Annotated in this window: 17 protein-coding genes; 4 read left to right on the top strand and 13 right to left on the bottom strand. The window is 70.5% G+C overall.

Annotation, left to right across the window (positions count from 1 at the left end):
- Nucleotides 1-148: 148 nt before the first annotated feature.
- Entirely contained in the window at nucleotides 149-976 is an 828-nt protein-coding gene (locus AB0M73_RS48235; RefSeq protein WP_363906686.1) for an SDR family NAD(P)-dependent oxidoreductase, read from the bottom strand.
- Between the two features lie 80 nt (nucleotides 977-1,056).
- On the opposite strand from AB0M73_RS48235, the gene AB0M73_RS48230 reads away from it, so the two are divergent.
- A complete protein-coding gene (locus AB0M73_RS48230; RefSeq protein WP_363906684.1) occupies nucleotides 1,057-2,649 on the top strand; it encodes an MFS transporter in 1,593 nt (530 codons plus the stop codon).
- 5 nt (nucleotides 2,650-2,654) lie between these two features.
- On the opposite strand, the gene mftE is transcribed toward AB0M73_RS48230, so the two are convergent.
- The 12 genes from mftE to mftA are packed head-to-tail and all read right to left on the bottom strand — an operon-like array spanning nucleotide 2,655 to nucleotide 14,195.
- Complete coding sequence (gene mftE / locus AB0M73_RS48225; protein ID WP_363906682.1) at nucleotides 2,655-3,338, bottom strand: mycofactocin biosynthesis peptidyl-dipeptidase MftE; 684 nt, start codon at nucleotides 3,336-3,338, stop codon at nucleotides 2,655-2,657.
- Nucleotides 3,335-4,696 (bottom strand): mycofactocin biosynthesis glycosyltransferase MftF, encoded by a 1,362-nt coding sequence (gene mftF, locus AB0M73_RS48220; RefSeq protein ID WP_363906680.1) that lies wholly within the window; start codon nucleotides 4,694-4,696, stop codon nucleotides 3,335-3,337. Before mftF ends, mftE begins: the two co-directional genes overlap by 4 nt.
- Nucleotides 4,693-5,478, bottom strand: a complete 786-nt coding sequence (locus tag AB0M73_RS48215) for a mycofactocin-coupled SDR family oxidoreductase (RefSeq protein WP_363906678.1) — start codon at nucleotides 5,476-5,478, stop codon at nucleotides 4,693-4,695. Before AB0M73_RS48215 ends, mftF begins: the two co-directional genes overlap by 4 nt.
- Complete coding sequence (locus AB0M73_RS48210) at nucleotides 5,475-6,293, bottom strand: mycofactocin-associated electron transfer flavoprotein beta subunit (protein WP_363906676.1); 819 nt, start codon at nucleotides 6,291-6,293, stop codon at nucleotides 5,475-5,477. The genes AB0M73_RS48215 and AB0M73_RS48210 overlap by 4 nt, the downstream gene beginning before the upstream one ends.
- A gap of 3 nt (nucleotides 6,294-6,296) precedes the next feature.
- Nucleotides 6,297-6,599: a 4Fe-4S dicluster domain-containing protein gene (locus AB0M73_RS48205; RefSeq protein WP_363906674.1), complete on the bottom strand. Its 303-nt coding sequence runs from the start codon at nucleotides 6,597-6,599 to the stop codon at nucleotides 6,297-6,299.
- Nucleotides 6,596-7,951 (bottom strand): FAD-dependent oxidoreductase, encoded by a 1,356-nt coding sequence (locus AB0M73_RS48200; protein ID WP_363906672.1) that lies wholly within the window; start codon nucleotides 7,949-7,951, stop codon nucleotides 6,596-6,598. Before AB0M73_RS48200 ends, AB0M73_RS48205 begins: the two co-directional genes overlap by 4 nt.
- Entirely contained in the window at nucleotides 7,944-8,861 is a 918-nt protein-coding gene (locus tag AB0M73_RS48195) for a mycofactocin-associated electron transfer flavoprotein alpha subunit (protein WP_363906670.1), read from the bottom strand. The genes AB0M73_RS48200 and AB0M73_RS48195 overlap by 8 nt, the downstream gene beginning before the upstream one ends.
- Nucleotides 8,858-10,798, bottom strand: coding sequence for a mycofactocin system FadH/OYE family oxidoreductase 2 (locus AB0M73_RS48190; protein WP_363906668.1), 1,941 nt, complete (start codon nucleotides 10,796-10,798; stop codon nucleotides 8,858-8,860). The genes AB0M73_RS48195 and AB0M73_RS48190 overlap by 4 nt, the downstream gene beginning before the upstream one ends.
- Complete coding sequence (locus tag AB0M73_RS48185; RefSeq protein ID WP_363906666.1) at nucleotides 10,798-12,666, bottom strand: mycofactocin system FadH/OYE family oxidoreductase 1; 1,869 nt, start codon at nucleotides 12,664-12,666, stop codon at nucleotides 10,798-10,800. The genes AB0M73_RS48190 and AB0M73_RS48185 overlap by 1 nt, the downstream gene beginning before the upstream one ends.
- On the bottom strand, nucleotides 12,663-13,826 hold the full coding sequence (gene mftC, locus AB0M73_RS48180) for a mycofactocin radical SAM maturase (protein WP_363906664.1): 1,164 nt from the start codon (nucleotides 13,824-13,826) through the stop codon (nucleotides 12,663-12,665). Before mftC ends, AB0M73_RS48185 begins: the two co-directional genes overlap by 4 nt.
- Nucleotides 13,827-14,096 carry a mycofactocin biosynthesis chaperone MftB gene (mftB, locus tag AB0M73_RS48175; protein ID WP_363906662.1) on the bottom strand — a complete coding sequence of 90 codons (270 nt, stop codon included), beginning with the start codon at nucleotides 14,094-14,096 and terminating at the stop codon, nucleotides 13,827-13,829. It lies immediately after the preceding gene.
- Nucleotides 14,097-14,099: 3 nt separating this feature from the next.
- Complete coding sequence (gene mftA / locus AB0M73_RS48170; protein ID WP_063753630.1) at nucleotides 14,100-14,195, bottom strand: mycofactocin precursor MftA; 96 nt, start codon at nucleotides 14,193-14,195, stop codon at nucleotides 14,100-14,102.
- 78 nt (nucleotides 14,196-14,273) lie between these two features.
- Between mftA and mftR the strand changes: the two genes are divergently transcribed.
- The 3 genes from mftR (at nucleotide 14,274) to AB0M73_RS48155 (ending at nucleotide 16,409) form a co-directional block, all read left to right on the top strand.
- Nucleotides 14,274-14,909, top strand: coding sequence for a mycofactocin system transcriptional regulator (gene mftR, locus AB0M73_RS48165; RefSeq protein ID WP_363906659.1), 636 nt, complete (start codon nucleotides 14,274-14,276; stop codon nucleotides 14,907-14,909).
- A gap of 68 nt (nucleotides 14,910-14,977) precedes the next feature.
- The gene (locus AB0M73_RS48160; protein ID WP_363906657.1) at nucleotides 14,978-16,204 is read left to right on the top strand and encodes a cytochrome P450; all 1,227 of its coding nucleotides are present in this window, start codon (nucleotides 14,978-14,980) and stop codon (nucleotides 16,202-16,204) included.
- 4 nt (nucleotides 16,205-16,208) lie between these two features.
- The gene (locus tag AB0M73_RS48155) at nucleotides 16,209-16,409 is read left to right on the top strand and encodes a ferredoxin (protein WP_363906655.1); all 201 of its coding nucleotides are present in this window, start codon (nucleotides 16,209-16,211) and stop codon (nucleotides 16,407-16,409) included.
- The last annotated feature ends 119 nt before the right edge of the window (nucleotides 16,410-16,528 follow it).

Raw genomic sequence — 16,528 nt, 5'->3', positions numbered from 1 at the left:
GCGGGGGGGGGGGGGCTTTTCTGCCGGGCTCCCACACCAATACCTCCCTGTCCCGGGCGGCCGGGCCCGCGTCCGCGTACGCCCCGTGCCCCCCGGGCGCCCCCGCCCCCCGGGCCCCCGGCGGTGACGTGTCCGATGTAGACGTCGCTCAGACCTCCACACCGATTCGGCGGGACGCGATGTCCCACAGCTTGCGGGCGTTGTCCTCGTCCAGCACGACCGGGTTCTCCTGGGTCCGCTCGTTCTTGAAGTAGTAGCCGGCGTCCAGCTTCTCCGCGGTGGTGCACAGGAAGTACAGCCGCTGCCCGGCGACCTCGGGCGAGTCCAGCAGCTTCTGCATGGGCTTGCCGAGCGGGGTCCTGAGCAGGAACTGCTGGAACTTCTGGTCCCGGGCGAACTCGCTGGCCACGATGCCGGGGTGGTAGTCGGCGGTCTCGATGTCCGGGTTGCGGCGGGCGAACTCGCGCAGCAGCAGCGCGGCCGCGACCTTGCTGCTGGTGTAGACCTCGTGCGACTTGTAGCGGTGGTTGCTGTCCAGGTCGTCCAGGTCGATGTGGCCGTGCTTGTGCACCATCATCGTGGACGTGTTGACCACGCGGCCGCCGCTCTCACGCAGCCGGTCGGTCAGCAGCCGGGTCAGCAGGAACGGCGCCAGGCAGTTGACCTGGAACTGGAGCTCGTTGCCGTCCTTGGTCAGCTCGCGCTTGACCCACTGGCCGCCGGCGTTGTTGGCCAGCACGTCGATGCGGGGGCACCGCTCCAGCAGCGCGTCGGCGAGCCGGCGCACGTCGGACAGGTCGGCGTAGTTGCAGGTCAGGCCGGGCTGGCCGACCTCTTCGGCGATGGCCGCGGTCTTGTCGGCGTTGCGGCCGACGGGGATGACCGTGTGGCCGTCCCGGTGCAGCTGCCGGGCGGCCGCGGCGCCGATGCCGGCGCTGGCCCCGGTCAGGACGACGATCTTGCCAGCAGCACTCATGATCTTTCTCCTTGCAGGTGGGAACCCGTTTCATACATTCGTTCTATACAAACGTCAGAGACGTATGTATAGTTTTGGTCATGACACACGCCACGCAAACCCCGCACCTGGCAGGACGCCGTGAGTGGATCGGCCTCGCCGTCCTGGCCCTGCCCCTGCTCCTGGTCTCGATGGACATGACCGTGCTCTACTTCGCGATCCCGTCCATCGCGTCGGCCCTGCAGCCCTCCGGCACGCAGCAGCTGTGGATGATCGACATGTACGGCTTCGTGCTCGCCGGCCTGCTGATCACGATGGGCAACGTCGGCGACCGCATCGGCCGCCGCCGCCTGCTGATGATCGGTTCCGCGATCTTCGGACTGGCCTCCGTGGCCGCCGCCTTCTCCACCGACCCGACCATGCTGATCGTGGCCAGGGCCGTGCAGGGCATCGGCGGCGCGACCCTCATGCCGTCCACGCTTGCCCTGGTGCGCAACATGTTCCACGACGAGAAGCAGCGCCGTTCCGCGATCGCCGTGTGGTCCACGGCGCTGTCCGCGGGGGCCGGCCTCGGCCCGGTCGTCGGCGGCCTGCTGCTCAACAACTTCGCCTGGGGCTCGGTCTTCCTGATCAACGTGCCGGCGATCGTGGTGCTGCTGATCCTGTGCCCGGTGCTGATCCCGGAGTTCCGCCTGCCCAAGGGCGACGCCGGCAAGTTCGACCTCGCCTCGGCCGTGCTGTCGCTGGGCGGCGTGCTGTCGGTCATCTGGGGCCTCAAGGAGATCACCGTCAACGGCTTCGGCGTGCTGCCGGCCGTGGCCATCGCCGCCGGCATCGTGCTCGGCTCCGTGTTCGTCCGCCGCCAGAAGACGCTGACCCACCCGATGATCAACCCGGACCTGTTCCGCAACCGCGACTTCGGCGCTTCCCTGTCGGTCAGCCTGGCCTGCTTCTTCTGCATGATCGGCTCGGGCATCTTCACCACGCAGTACCTGATGGAGGTGCTGCACATGAGCCCGCTGGAGGCGGCGCTCTGGACGCTGGTGTCCCCGGTCGTGGTGACCATCGCCGTGCCGTTCGTGTCGGTCGTGGCCCGCACCGTCCGCCCGGCCTACATCATCGCCGCGGGATTCCTCGTCGGCGCCGTCGGCTTCCTGATCATGACGCAGCTCGGCACCGACCGGAACATGTTCGTGGTGGTCGCCGGCACGATCGGCGTCGGCCTGGGTGTTGCCGTGGCGCTGACCTGCATCACCGACATGGTCGTCGGCGCGGCCCCGGCCGAGCACGCCGGCTCCGCCGGCGCCCTGGTCCAGACCGGCCAGGAACTCGGTGGCGCGCTGGGCATCGCGGTCCTCGGCTCCATCGGCGCCGCGGTCTACAGCTCCAACTTCGACGCCAACGCCCCGCACAACGTGCCCGCCCCGGTGCTGGACGCCGCCCGGCAGACCGTCGCCGGCGCCTCCGAGGTGGCCCACACCCTGCCGGCCGCACAGGGCAACGCGCTGCTGGCCGCGGCCCAGGAAGCCTTCACCGGCGCGGTGCACACCGCCTCGCTGGCCGGCGGCGCGGTCGCGCTGGCCACGGCGATCTTCACCATCGTCCTCCTGCGACGGATCAAGCCGACCCCGCCGCAGCCCACCGTCAAGGACGACAGCACGGTTGAGGAGGTGCGCGAGCCGGCCGCGGTCTGACGCGGTCACGAGACTGGTGTCCATGTGTCGTACGCCGAGAGCAGGCCGGCCGTCCAATGCTCCAGGACGCGCCGGCCTTCTCCGCGTGACGCTCCGCGTGGATCGCCGAGAACACCGTTGGCACTCACGGCCACAACTCCAGAGCGGACCAGCAGCGGCATGATCTCCCGCAGCGGCCGGGTGTCCCCGGCCTCCAGGAGATCGAGGCGAACGGATTCGGGACGCAGCGCCAACATCACCGAGGTCTCGGTGCAGCCGGCGTGACTGTCCACAGCGGACCCACTGGGCGACCAGCAGGTGACGCGCCGACCTTCGTGAGACAGCCGCCGCACAGCGTGGGACACGGCGCCGGAATTGCCGCCGTGACCGTTGACCAGCAACACGCCGGCGAACGCGTCGGCCGAGCGAACCAGTTCCACCACCAGGGTTTCCACGCCGTCCAGACCGATCGACAGCGAGCCCGGGAAGGCAGCATGTTCACCACTGGAGCCGTACGAGAAGGCAGGGGCCACGACCACGCGGTCACGGGCCCGCGCCAGCCGCTCGCACAGCGCGGCGGCGATCTCGGTGTCCACGGTGAACGGCAGGTGCGGACCGTGCTGCTCGGTCGAGCCGACCGGAACGACCAGCACGCTGGCGGCGGCGAGGGCCTCGACCTCCGGCCAGGCCATGTCGGTCAGACGGTTCACGTGCGGCCGACCCCGTCCCGGCCGGGCCAGTCGCTCAGGTCCGGCAACAGCGGCTTGACGGTGCGGTGCCGGATCGCGCCCCACCACACGCCGGCCCCGTACGCGAGGTCGTCGAGCATCCGGGCGGCGAGCCAGCCCGGCAGGCCGACGGTCGCGCCGCGGGTGTACCACTCCTCCACGTGGCGGGCGAATGCCGCCAGTAGAACCCAACGGCCCCAACGGGTCGACGCCAGCACCGGGATGGCCACCGGCCACCACGACCGGACCACGGCGTCGCCCAGCAGCCGCCCCGCGCCGGCATGGCCGCGGACGGCAAGCTGCACCGACTCCGTCGCCGGCACACCGACGTCTTTCAGTTTGCGTGGCAGCAACGACGCGGTAGTGCCGGCGACGGCCCCTCCCAGCAGCGGGCGGCCGGCGGCGACGAGCGCCCAGGACAGGGCGCTCCACATCGAGACCTTGACCGGCGCGACCTTGGCGCCGTGGCGAATGGCCAGCGGGGCGGCCGAGGTGCCGTAGCCGAAACGTTGGCGCAGCCAGGCTTTCCACGTCTCGCGGGGACGATGCCGGACCACGGATCGTGGCTCGTAGCGGACCTGGTCGCCGGCCTCGTTGAAGCGCCACACCAGGTCCACGTCCTCGCCGAACCGCATGGTCTCGTCGAAGCCGTTGTGCTTGAGCAGCGCGGAAAACCGGATGACCAGCGCCGCCGACGGGACGTAGCTGACCCGGCTGCCCGGTCGCACCGGCGCTTCGGCGTCGCCCAGGTCCAGCGGCGAGCGGAGCTCCTCATACCGTTCAAGCATCGACGGACCTTCGACACTGCGCACTCTCGGGGCGACCGCGACGACGCTCGGGTCCTCGAAGTGCGGGAGAATCGTTGCCAGCCAGCCGGGTTCGGGCACGACGTCCGCGTCGAGGAAAGCGACGAGCTCGGTGCCGGCGAGCCGCCAGCCGGCGTTGCGCGCGGCGGCCGGACCCTTGGCCTTGGCGTGCCGCACGGTGGCCTCGGGAATCGGCTTCGCCGAACCGTCGTCGACCACCAGGACCTTCGCGGCGTCGGTCAAAGCCGGCAGCAGCCGGGCCAGGTCATCGGCGTGGTCGCGGACCGGTACGACAACGGTCACATCCTGCGGCGTGAGGCTGGTGATTTCCCGGCGTGGGTGTAGAATTCCCTTACGCACCAGCAGATCAGCCAGCTTCAGGTGATCGGTGTCCACCGCCTGGCCGGCCAGCCATGCGTCCACACAGGACGAGGCCTTGGCCGACAGCCTGAGCACGACGTAGGGCGAGCCGCCGAGGATGAGGTTGTCGATGCGGCGTGCGCTCGGATCTAGCTTGACGTGCAAAGGAATCATGCCGTGAACCCCCCGTCGGCGTGCACAACGGTGCCGGTGATGGAGGACGCCCCCTTGCCGCACAGGAAACACACCACGTCGGCGACCTCTTCCGGCCGCAGCAACTGTTCGGTGAGGTGGTAGCGGCTGAACTCCTCGACGTCGGCCAGGTCGTACAGGGCGGCGCTGGCGTCGAGCAGGCTGGTGCGCGTGCTGCCCGGCGACACGGCGGTCGCGGTGATGCCGGTGCCGCGCAGGTCATGGGCCAGTCCACGGATCAGCCCGACGACGGCGTGCTTGGTGGCGTTGTAGCCGGCGGCGTGCCAGAGGCCGCGATGCGCGGCGGCCGAGGCCAGGGCGACGAAGCGGCCGGACCGGGGTTGGGCCGAGCGGAGCATCACAGGGATGGCCGCGCGGGCCAGGTTGGCCACGCCGCTCACGCCGATGTCCAGCTGTAACTGCCATTCCTCGTCGCCGGACTCCCACAGCGGACGCCCGCCGGCGATCACCGCCGCCGCGGCGACGGCCGCGTCCAGGCCACCGAACTCCCGCTGCGCGATCTCCGCCGCCTCGACCAGGGCTCCGGCGTCACGAACGTCGGCCACGACCTCGCGGACGGTGTCCGGGAACTCCCGCACCAGCGCGAGGAGCTCTTCCTTGGAGGCCAACGAATAGCCCAGCCCGGGAATGTCCTCGCAGATGTCCACGGCGACGACCCGCCAGCCCTCGCCGGCCAGCCGGCGCACCACGGCCGCGCCGATGCCACGGGCCGCGCCCGTCACCACCGCGACTCGTGGCGTCATGTCGTGTCCCCCAGATAGCCGTGCCTGGACAGGTAGTCGAGCAGGAGGTCGGCCGCGGCCGCCGCGTCGGGCGGCGTCACCACGGTCGCGGAGCCGCCGGCGGCCACCGCGTTCGTCAGGGCAACTATGCGGTCTCTGGCCTGATCGGCCGCGGGTATCGGAAGAATTCTGGCGCGCGGCCGGTATGCCCGGATGGTTCCGGCCCGCACTGCCCAGCCGGGAACGACTGGCCTCACGACAGGGATGGTCGTGTTACGGGCGGCAAGCATCGCCGGCAGGCCGGCGCGCCGGGGCCGCAGCACCGGTTCCACCGAGCACACCGCCGGCATCGGGATGGCCAGGCGCTCACGCCGTCCCTTGTCCAGCCGCCGGAGTCCACCGAGGACACCATGTTCGACGGTGAGCTCAAGCAACCCCAACGCCTGCGCGGCGTCGGTGATGGCCGCGAGGAAACCGGGGACGTCGCCGGAGTCGTCGCCGAACACCACGACATCGGGGGTGCCGTGGTGTTCGGCGACGGCGGCCAGCAGCGCCCGCGCCGCGGCCTCGTCATCCGTCAGGTCAGCGTCAACGCGTAGCGCACCGGCGGCGCCGGCGGCCACCGCCTCGCGCAGCATTTCCTCGGCCGACGACGACCCGATGGTCACGGCGACAACCTTGCCGCCGAGAGATTCCCCGATGCGTAGGGCGTGTTCCAGCGCGGCCAGGCCGGCGGCGCTGGCGCCCGGCCGACCCTCCTCGGTCCGGGTGCTCCCCGTGAGCTGGTCGACCACGGTGCGCGGGCCGGGCCAGGTCAGCGCGGCGACGACCAGCATGACTCACCCCTTCCGGAAGGCGACGCCGTGGCCGCCGTCGGGATAGGTCCAGCTCAGGGCATTCTCGCCGGAGCAGACCTGATAGCAGGTGCCGCACTCGAAGCACTGCTCGTAGTTGAACAGGATGCCGCCGTCCGAGGTCGGCACGAAAAGCTTGGCCGGGCAGGCGTACACGCAGTCAGTCGTCCGGCACGATCGGCACACGTCGTTGTCCACGGTGATGTGCGGCCTCTCGGCGACGTCGAAGTCCACGGTGGACATTCGGTCGTCAAACGCCTGAAGTCCGTAACTCTGTCCTGGGCTCATCCGAACGACCTCACTCCGGTCAGCGCGTCGGACAGGACGTCCCTGGTCTTGACGCCGTGCCACTTCAAGACCCGGCGGATCAGCTTGAGCAGGCCGGGCTTCGGGCGCGGATTGTCCACCTGGAACAGTCCCTGAGCGAGATCGCACAGCACCGCCGGGTACTCCTGCTGCATCCGCTGCCCCAGCACCAGTCCGGGCACGCGGCGGAGCTTGCGATGGTCCCCCAGCACGAACGACTCGTCCACCATCCGCCGGTACGAGGCCAGCCCGGCCTTCGAGGTGTCCTTGGCCGCCAACGCGTCGGCGGCGGCCCGGCCCGCGTACATGCCGGCCCCGATGGCGAAGTTGACGCCCTCCAGCCAGATCCCGGCCGCCAGGCACATCGCGGCGGCGTCGCCGGCGACGAGGAAGCCGTCGGCCACCAGCTCGGGCATGGTGTCGTAGCCGCCCTCGGGGATCAGGTGGGCCGAGTACTCCAGCAGCTCGCCGCCCCGCACCAGCGGCTCGATCGCCGGGTGTCGCTTCAGCTCGGCGACCAGCTCCTCGGGCCGGACCTTTTTCGCCGCCAGGCCGTGGGGATCCACGACCACGCCGACGCTGACCGAGTCGAGGTTGGTGTAGAGGAAGCCGCCGCCGGGGATTCCCCTGGTGCAGCCCAGGATCTCGATATCGACGCCGTGCTGACCGGTGACGCCGAAGCGCTCGTCGATGACGTTTCGAGGCAGCCGCAGGGTTTCCTTGACGCCGAGCGTGACGTGCCCGGTGGGCTTGCCGGCGAACATGCCGGCCTCCTTGGCCAGGAAGGAGTTCACGCCGTCACAGGCGATCACCACCTTGGCCGTGAGGTCTCCGTCCGGGCGGTCGGTCCGGACGCCGACGACCGCGCCGCTGGCGTCGCGGAGCAATCCTGTTGCCACCGTTGACGGAACGAGCGTGGCCCCTGCCTCCGTGGCCAGGCCGGCCAGCCAGCCGTCGAGGTCGGAGCGGTGCGCCGTGGCCCCGTTGTAGGGCGGGCCGCCCCAGGCCTGGGTGCGGAAGTCCACGGTCAGCGCCTGCGTCGGCGTCATGATCATCGTGCTGCGGCGGGTCACCCAGCGCTGCACCGGCATCTGCTCCCACCAGCGCGGCACCAGCTCGTCCAGCACCCGCCCGTAGACCACGCCGCCGTACACGTTCTTGGATCCGGGGAACGGGCCGCGTTCCAGCAGCACCACCGAGTGGCCCGCGCGGGCCACCTCCAGCGCCGCCGCCGAGCCCGCCGGCCCCGCGCCGACCACGACCACGTCCACCTCACGCTGCGGCGGCGTGTCGACGACGGCCGACCTCGTTCCCGGGCCCGCGTGCTCAGCCATCGCTGTCCTCCAGCCGCCGCGCCAGTTCCGCCAGCACCGCCGGGGCGTCGGCGACGATGCCCAGGTCCGCCATGGCCGTCATCGGGCAGCAGGGATCGGTGTTCACGCTGATCACGTGCTTGGGCGCACCCAGGCCGCCGACGTGCTGGGCCGCCCCCGAGACGCCGAACGCGATGTACAGATCGGGGTCGATCACCACGCCGGTCGTGCCGATCTGCCGCTCGTGCCCGGCGAATCCGGCATCGGTGACCACGCGCGTCGCCCCCGCCGCCGCCCCGAGCCGCTCCCCCACCTCGACCAGCAGATCCATCTGCGCCTGGTCACTCACCAGCCCCGCCCCCGCCCCGAGCACCCGCCGTGCCTCGGCCAGATCCGCCTCTCGCGCCTTGGGCGTGGTGACTTCCAGCGACCGCGCATCCGGCGCGTCGACGCTGGTCAGCTCGATCTCGACGATCCGCGGCGCCCCCGGCTCCGCCGCCGCCCCTCTCACGCCGGGCTGCAGCGTGGCGACAAAGGGCCCGTCCGGCGTGAGCTCTTGCAGCCCTTGGCTCCCCCACCGCAGCACGTCCGCGCCCCTCGGCCCCACCGCATTCGCCCCGCTCAGCAGCGGCCTCCCCAGCGCATAGGCCAGCCTCGGCGCCAGGTCCCGCCCATCCGCCGCCGCCACCAGCACCACCGCGTGCACCTCTCGCAGAGCGGGCGCCAGCGCCCCCGCTAACGCCCCAGGCGTTACCGTGCCGCTCTCCGCCACCCAGACCGTCCGGGCGGCGGTCAGCTGGTCGGCGGCCACCTTGGCGTTCGTCCCCACCACCAGCACCGCCCCGCCCGCCTCCGCCGCGACCTCGTCCGCCCCTAGCGGCAGCTCCCCGTCCCGCACCACCACAAGAGCAACGAAGTCGGCGCCGATCACAGCGACACCCCCACTCGGTGGCCTTCGATCACGGCGGCGTGGGCTCGGCGCGGGGTGAGGCAGTCGCCGACCCGGTGCACCTCGAAGGGCCCGTCCTTCAGCGCCTTCCACAATCCGTCCTCGGGCTCCTGGTGCACGACGCAGACGACCCAGTCGAAGCGCTCGGTGGACATGGCGCCGGTGGTGTGGCGGAGGATCTGCACCTCGATGCCCTCAGCGGCCCCCATGATCACCTCGTCGGTGGTCAGCGCGATGCCCTTGTGGTTGGCCCGCAGCAGGAACATCTCCATGTCCAGGGTGACGCCGAGGTCCTGCCCGACGACCATGCCGGGGGTGCTGATGCGGACCCGGCAGCCACGGTCGGCCAGCAGCTCGGCGACGGAGGTGGCCTGGTGGAAGCCGAGTTCGTCGACGATCAGGACCTCGCCAGTGGGAGCGGCCCGGCCCTCCAGGACGTCGCGGACATCGACGATCTGCGCTTGCCCCTCGGCCCACCAAGGCAGCTTCGGACGGGCGCCGGTGGCCAGGACCACGACCTCGGGGTGCGCGGCCGTCACACTGTCCACAGTGGCCTCGAAGCCGGTACGGACATCGACGCCGTGGCGCTTGCACTCGGCCAGCAGATTCCTTGGCAGGTCGAGGAATTCGGCTCGACTGGGGACCGTGGCGGCCAGGGCGGCCTGGCCGCCGGTGGTGGAGGAGCGTTCCAACAGGGTGACCTGGTGGCCGCGCTGGGCGGCAGTGGAGGCGGCCTGGAGACCGCCGGGACCGCCGCCGATAACCAGCACGCGACGGCCGCGCAGCCTAGGCGTCGGCAGCGGCACGGATTCGTTGCCGGCGCGGGGGTTCTCGATGCAGCCGAGGGTGTGGTTGAGCCCCATCCGGCCCACGCACTCCTGGTTGCACGACAGGCAGGTGCGGATGTCGCTTGCATGCCCGGACCGGGCCTTGGCCATGAACTCGGGATCGGCGATCTGCCCCCGGACCACGCCGACGAGGTCGCAGTGGCCCTCGGCCAGCGCCCGCTCGGCCTGCACCGGGTCCTTGATCCGCCCGACGCCGATGACCGGCAGTTTCACGGCCTGCCGCATGGCATTGGCGATGAACAGGGCATAACCGGGGGGAACGGCCATCGAGGCCTCGATCATGAACAGCGTGGAGGTGGCGACGCCGATCGAGGTGTTGATGTAGTCGACATGGCCGGTGGCCTCGACCAGCCGCGCGACCTCGACGGCCTCGTCGAGCTTGATGCCGCCCTCGATCAGCTCGTCGCCACACAGCCGCACGCCCAGCGCCAGGCCGGGGCCGATGGCGTCCCGGACGGCGGCGACGATGTTCAGCAGAATGCGAGCACGGTTGGCCAGGGAACCGCCGTAGCGGTCGGTGCGCTTGTTGGTGGCCAGGGAGAGAAAGCCCCGCACGATGGAGGAATGCGAACACTGGAGTTCGACGCCGTCGAAGCCGCCCTCGGCGCAGTGCCTCGCCACCAGGGCATATCCGGCGATGATGTCGGCGATGTCCTTGTCGTCGACGGCCTTGGGCACCTCGCGGAACAGCGGATCCGGCACGGCCGACGGGGCCAGCACCGGCAGACGGGAGTACAGGCTCGACGCCTGGCCGCCGTTGTGGTTGAGCTGCGCGAAGATCGGCACCCGGTGGGCGTGCACGGCATCGGTGATCCGCCGGTAGCCCTCCACGACGTCCGGATTGAAGCCGTGGATCAGCTTCTCGTACGGCCAGTCCGACGGGTGGGTGGAATGCTCCTCGGTGATGATCAGCCCGACGCCGCCGGCCGCCCGGGCCGCGTAGTAGGCGGCGTGCTGCTCGCTGGGCCGCCCGTCCTCGGCGTAGTTGGTGAGGTGGGCGGAGAACACGACCCGGTTGGCGAGCGTCACCGGTCCGACCCGGAACGGCGAGAACAGGAACCGGAAAGCCATCAGGAAACCCCCTGGGCGGCCCGCCGGCCCTCCAACACGGCCTCGTACAACGTCCTGGGGGCCACGCAGTCACCGGCCCGCACCTCGCCCGGCGTCACATCGGGCAGTCGGTGTCCACAGTGGATGACCACCTCGCAGGCCAGCTCCTGCTTCTCGCCAGTGAGCACGTGTTCCACGACCACACTCGCGTCGCGAACGGCCAGCAGGGTCGACCGCTTGACCAGTTGGACGCCGGCGCGGTGCAGCCGGGCGTTGGCATCGGCCAGGTCGCCGGTGACGGCCAGCTGGGTGCCGACAACGGCGTCCCGCGTCACGACGGTCGTGTCCCGGCCGGCGCTGGCCAGCAGCTCGGCGATCCGGGCGCCGACCGAGTCCCCGACCGGGTCGAACACCACCACCGGGCCCGCCGGCAGGGCATCGAGCCCGGCCCGGAGCACGTCGGCGACGTCGAGGACCTGGCCGCCGTCGATGTCGTAGTCACGCGGCCCGGGAACCGAGCCGGTGGCCAGCACCACCGTCCGCCCACCGAAGTCGGCGCTGGTCACGGCCTCGCCGGTGCGGATCTTCACACCCAGCCGGCTTACCTCCGACGCCAGCCAATCGGCGAAGCCCTCCAGCGGCGACAACCGCAGCGAGCCACCGAGCCGCTCGCTCCGCTCGATCAACTCCACCTGGTGCCCTTGATCGGCCAGCGTCCGAGCGGCCTCCAAGCCGGCGGGACCGCCGCCGACGACGAGCACCTCGCGCGGGACTGCGGTCGGCGCCGGCGGACGGTCCGCGGTCTCATAGCCGCTGGACGGCTCGACAACGCAGCTCACGACGGCATTCCGGCCGTCACGGACGCGGCACCGCTGGTTACACAACACACACGGCCGAACGCGCGCGGCTTCTTCCTTGGCGCACAAGGCAACCAGGTTCGGCTCGGCGATCTGGGCGCGGGTCATCTCCACCAGGTCGGCCACGCCGGAGGACAGCGCCCACTCGGCCTGATCGGGCCCGACGATCGAACCCTGGAGGATCACGTCGGCCACGCCGCCGACCGCGGACCGAATGTCCCGGCACAGGTCGATGTTGAAGCCGGAAGGCGTGTGGAAGTCGGGGCGGGTGGCCGAAGTGGACATGGCCGAGCCCCGCACGACGGTGATGTAGTCGACGGCCTTGGCCAGCTCGGCGGCGAGACCGGCCGCGTGCTCGGGCGTGATGCCGGCCCACGGGGCGAGCTCGTCGCAGGACAGCCGCAGCCCGAGGATCCGATCCCGACCGAGGATATCCCTTACCGCGCAGAGCACTTCGCGCAGCAGCAACGCCCGGTCGGCGCCGTACTCGTCCTCGCGCTGGTTGGTCAGCCCGGACAGGAACTGCCGCAGCAGGCTGTGCTGGCCGGCGTCGATCTCCACGCCGTCCACATCGGACTCCATGGCGATCGCCGTGGCGAAGGAGAAGCCCTGGAGCAACCGGTCCAGCTCGGGTTCTTCCATCTCCATCGGCAGTTCCCGGCTGGCCACGTCCGCCACCCGCGACGGCGCCCACAGCGCCGTGCGGGAGTAGGCCGCCGAGCCCTGCGAACCGGCATGGCCGAGCGACGCCACCACCAACGTCCCACGTGGACGGCAGGCGGACACGGTCGCGGCCCAGCCCGGCTGACACTCGGCGGCCAGCGGCGCACGCTCGTACGGCCAGTCGCTGGTGTCCACGCTGGCCGTTTCGGTGACGACAACCCCGGCCCCGCCGGCCGCGCGGCGCTCGTAGTAGGCCACGTGCCGCAGCGAGATCGCCCGCCCACGGCCCAGATTCGTCTCGTGCGGCCCGAACATCACGCGACTGGGCGCGGTTCGGCCGGCCAGCACGACCGGAGTCGTCAGTATCACCGCATACCCGCCAGGGGACTCGTGTCGCAGGCCCGGTCGGCCGGCTGGCCGAAACCGATCGACAGCGGCACCGGCTTCTTGCGCCGCGAGTGGTCGCCGGACGGCTTCGGCGGCGCGCCGGCGGTGGCCAGCGCCAGTTCCCCGTAGCCCTGCACGCATTCGGGGTCCGGGCCGTCCATCGGCAGGCCGGTGAAGAACTTGGCGGCCATGCAGCCGCCGCGGCAGCTGTCGTAGGAGGGACAGGACGAGCAGCTCCCCGCCGACGTCGGGCGGCGGAGGTCCTGGAACAGAGGGGAGTTCCGCCAGACCTCGCTGAAGCCGCCCGGAGCGCGTACGTTGCCGGCGAGGAACTGCTCGTGGATCGCGAAGGGGCACGCGTACACGTCCCCGATGGGATCGATCAGGCACACCACCCGGCCCGCGCCGCACAGGTTCAGCCCCGGCAGCGGGGTCGAGCCGAGCGCGTTGAGGTGGAAGAAGGAGTCGCCGGTGAGGACGCCTTCTCCGTGTGCCACCAACCAGTTGTAGAGCTGCCGCTGCTGCGCGGCCGTCGGGTGCAGCTCGTCCCACACGTCGGCGCCGCGGCCGGACGGGCGCAGCCGGGTGATACGCAGCTGCCCGCCGTAGGAGTCGGCGATGGCCGCGAAGTCGTCGAGCTGGTCGACGTTCTGGCGGGTCATCACCACGCTGATCTTGAAGTCGCGGAAGCCCGCGTCGGCGAGATTTCCCATGGCGCGCATGGCCGTGTCGAAGGAACCGGGCCCGCGGACGGCGTCGTTGACCGCCGCCGTCGCCCCGTCCAGCGAGATCTGCACGTCCACGTAGTCGCTGCCGGCCAACCACTTCGCGCGCTTCTCGTTCAGGCGCACGCCGTTGGTGGAGAACTTCACGCCGACCTGGTGGTCGGTGGAGTACTCCACCAGCTCCCAGAAGTCCGACCGGACCGTGGGCTCGCCACCGCCGATGTTGACGTAGAACACCTGCATGCGCTGCAACTCGTCGATCACCGCACGGCACTGGGCGGTGTCCAGCTCGCGGGGGTCGCGGCGGCCGGAGGACGAAAGGCAGTGCACGCAGGCGAGATTGCAGGCGTAGGTGAGCTCCCAGGTCAGGCAGATCGGCGCGTCGAGGCCGGTCTCGAAGTGGTCGACCAGCTTCATCTACGGCTCCCGCTGTCGGATCGTGCCCGCGTCGGCCAGTCCGGCGAGGGCGTGCAGGTAGGCGGCGCGCTGTCCCGGCGCCACCTCCACAGCGTCCAAAGTGGAGTCGACGTCGGCATGCTTCTCCAGCATGGCAACGACCTGCGCGAGCTGCTTGGTCTTGAGGAAGGACAACCGACGGGTGGCGAAGTCGTAGACCAGCGCGCCGAACGGCTCGGGCCGCAACGCCACCTGGGGCGAGCAGCGGTACGGTCGCTTGGGATCGAACATCGGCTAGTAGACGCCGCACATGCCGTCGATGGAGACTTCCTCGACGAGCAGCTCGTCCACATCGTCGGAAGTAGTGGGCGTTTCCGTGTCGTTCGCCATGACACACTCCTGAACGGGGCGGGCTTGCCTTCGAACAAACACGAAGCTAATGACACCCGGTGCCGATTGGAAGACAGCATGGCGAAGGTCGGGGGAAACACCCAGTCTTGCGGCCGCGGCGGCCGGCAGCGCGTCAGCACCCACCTCGACCTGGAGCATGTCGCGCTGGAGCTGTTCACCGAGCGGGGCTACGAGGCGACCACGGTCGACGAGCTGGCCCGCGCCGCCGGCGTGAGCCGTCGCACGTTCTTCCGCTACTTCCCGTCGAAGAACGACATCGCGTGGGGCGCCTTCGACCGTGAGCTGGAACGCCTGCGGTGCTGGCTGCGGGAATGCGGGCCGGGGCTGGCGGCGATGGACGCCGTGCGGCAGGCCGTGGTGGCGTGCAACCGGCTCGACGCCGACGAGATTCCCTGGCACCGCAAACGAATGGCGCTGATACTGCGCGTGCCGGCGTTGCAGGCCCACTCCACGCTCCGGTACGTCCAGTGGCGGCAGGTGATCGCTGACTTCGTGGCGCCAAGCCTGGGCCACCCGGCCGATTCCCTTGTCCCGCAGTCGATCGCCTATGCCACACTGGGCGTGGCCGTCGCCGCGCACGAGCAGTGGCTGGCCGCCGAGCACGCCGATCTGCCGCAGCTGCTGGACTTCGCGCTGCGAGAACTGGCGTCAGGCTTCACTTTGCCGTCCCTGACCGGGGTTAGGGGTGCGTAGGGGCTGACACTGCACGAGCCCCCTGACGGAACCTACCCGCGAGGCGTCCCTATCGAGAGGCAGCACCCATGACCGCCGAAGTGACCACCGCGCCTATCACGGCTCCCGCCTTTCCGCTGAGCCGCAGCCGCTGTCCGCTGAGCCCGCCACAGGAGTACGAGCGGCTGCGTGAGGAGCAGTCCGTCAGCAAGGTGACGTTGCGGGTGTCGGGCAAGCAGGTCTGGGTCGTCACGCGGCACGACCAGGTCCGGCAGGTGCTGGGCAGCCCGGACATGAGCTCCAACTGGAAGCTGCCCGGCTACCCGCTCCAGGTGCCGCTGCCGCCCGAGGTGCTGGAGACGCTGGAGCTGCCGCTGGTCGCGATGGACCCGCCCGACCACACCGTGCGCCGGCGCGCCCTGATCCCCGAGCTGACCGCCAAGCGCATGCAGGCCCTGCGGCCGCGCATCCAGGAGGTCACCAACCAGCACATCGACGCCATGCTGGCCAAGGGCGGCCCGGTCGACCTGATCCAGGAGCTGGCCGTTCCGGTGCCGTCGCTGGTGTTCTGCGAGCTGATCGGCGTCGGCGGGGAGAACGTGGACTTCTTCCGCCGCTACGCCGAGCAGATGGTCAACCGGGACATCACCCCGGAGGAGTTCGGCGCCGCGCAGTACGAGATGGAGATGCACCTGCAGGGCCTGGTCACGGCCAAGACCGAGAACCCGGGCGACGACGTGCTGAGCCGGGTGATCGCCAAGAACAACGAGACCGGCGAGCTTCAGCACAACGACCTGGTGGCGCTGGCCCGGATGCTGCTGTTCGGCGGCTTCGACACCACCGCCAACATCATCGGCCTCGGAACCGTGGCGCTGCTGGAGAACCCGGCGCAGCTGGCCGAGGTGAAGGCCGACCCGTCGCTGATGCCCAAGGCGGTGGAAGAGCTCTTCCGCTACCTGAGCATCTCCGACTCGGCGACGGCCCGCGTGGCCACCAAGGACATCGAGATCGACGGCGTGCTGATCCGGGCCGGCGAGGGCATCATTGCCCTGAACGGCTCGGCCAACCGCGACGACCGCTTCTTCGCCAATCCCGACGCCCTCGACATCCACCGCGAGGCCAAGGGGCACTTGGCTTTCGGCCACGGCAATCACCAGTGCCCGGGCGCCAACCTGGTCCGGGTGGAGCTCGACGTCGTCTTCACCACCCTGTTCTCCCGCATCCCCACGCTGCGCCTGGCCGCGCCCGTGCAGGAGCTGGAGTTCAAGCACGACCAGCTGATCTACGGCCTGTACTCGCTGCCCGTGACCTGGTGACGCCATGAGGATCCGCTACGACCGGGAGCGCTGCGTCGGCTCCGGCGCCTGTGCCTTCACGCTGCCCGAGATCTTCGACCAGGACGAGGACGACGGTCGTGTGCTCGTGCTGGTGGAAAGGCCCGGGGCCGAACACCGAAAAGCGATCGAGGACGTCGCCGCCGGCTGCCCCGTGTTGGCGTTGAGCATCGAGGACGACCAGTAGGGAAATCACCAGAACCGCCCCGGGCCAATGAGCCCGGGGCGGTTCCACAATATGCGAATCCCCCGACCCGCATGCGGGTCGGGGGATTCTTCGCGGGAGGCGAGTGGGGCGACTAGTGC

Source organism: Kutzneria sp. NPDC051319 (assembly GCF_040682195.1).
GTDB lineage: Bacteria > Actinomycetota > Actinomycetes > Mycobacteriales > Pseudonocardiaceae > Kutzneria.
The sequence above is the reverse complement of the archived record's forward strand: the minus strand, read 5'-3'. Positions and strand labels throughout refer to the sequence as shown.

Coding starts and splice junctions, on each gene's coding strand:
- AB0M73_RS48200 (WP_363906672.1), bottom strand. CDS start 7,951: ATGGCTGAGCACGCGGGCCCGGGAACGAGGTCGGCCGTCGTCGACACG.
- AB0M73_RS48215 (WP_363906678.1), bottom strand. CDS start 5,478: ATGACGCCACGAGTCGCGGTGGTGACGGGCGCGGCCCGTGGCATCGGC.
- AB0M73_RS48210 (WP_363906676.1), bottom strand. CDS start 6,293: ATGCTGGTCGTCGCCGCGCTGACCTGGCCCGGCCCGCGCACCGTGGTC.
- AB0M73_RS48155 (WP_363906655.1), top strand. CDS start 16,209: ATGAGGATCCGCTACGACCGGGAGCGCTGCGTCGGCTCCGGCGCCTGT.
- mftA (WP_063753630.1), bottom strand. CDS start 14,195: ATGGCGAACGACACGGAAACGCCCACTACTTCCGACGATGTGGACGAG.
- AB0M73_RS48205 (WP_363906674.1), bottom strand. CDS start 6,599: ATGAGCCCAGGACAGAGTTACGGACTTCAGGCGTTTGACGACCGAATG.
- mftR (WP_363906659.1), top strand. CDS start 14,274: ATGGCGAAGGTCGGGGGAAACACCCAGTCTTGCGGCCGCGGCGGCCGG.
- AB0M73_RS48235 (WP_363906686.1), bottom strand. CDS start 976: ATGAGTGCTGCTGGCAAGATCGTCGTCCTGACCGGGGCCAGCGCCGGC.
- mftF (WP_363906680.1), bottom strand. CDS start 4,696: ATGATTCCTTTGCACGTCAAGCTAGATCCGAGCGCACGCCGCATCGAC.
- AB0M73_RS48190 (WP_363906668.1), bottom strand. CDS start 10,798: ATGGCTTTCCGGTTCCTGTTCTCGCCGTTCCGGGTCGGACCGGTGACG.
- AB0M73_RS48230 (WP_363906684.1), top strand. CDS start 1,057: ATGACACACGCCACGCAAACCCCGCACCTGGCAGGACGCCGTGAGTGG.
- mftB (WP_363906662.1), bottom strand. CDS start 14,096: ATGTTCGATCCCAAGCGACCGTACCGCTGCTCGCCCCAGGTGGCGTTG.
- AB0M73_RS48160 (WP_363906657.1), top strand. CDS start 14,978: ATGACCGCCGAAGTGACCACCGCGCCTATCACGGCTCCCGCCTTTCCG.
- mftC (WP_363906664.1), bottom strand. CDS start 13,826: ATGAAGCTGGTCGACCACTTCGAGACCGGCCTCGACGCGCCGATCTGC.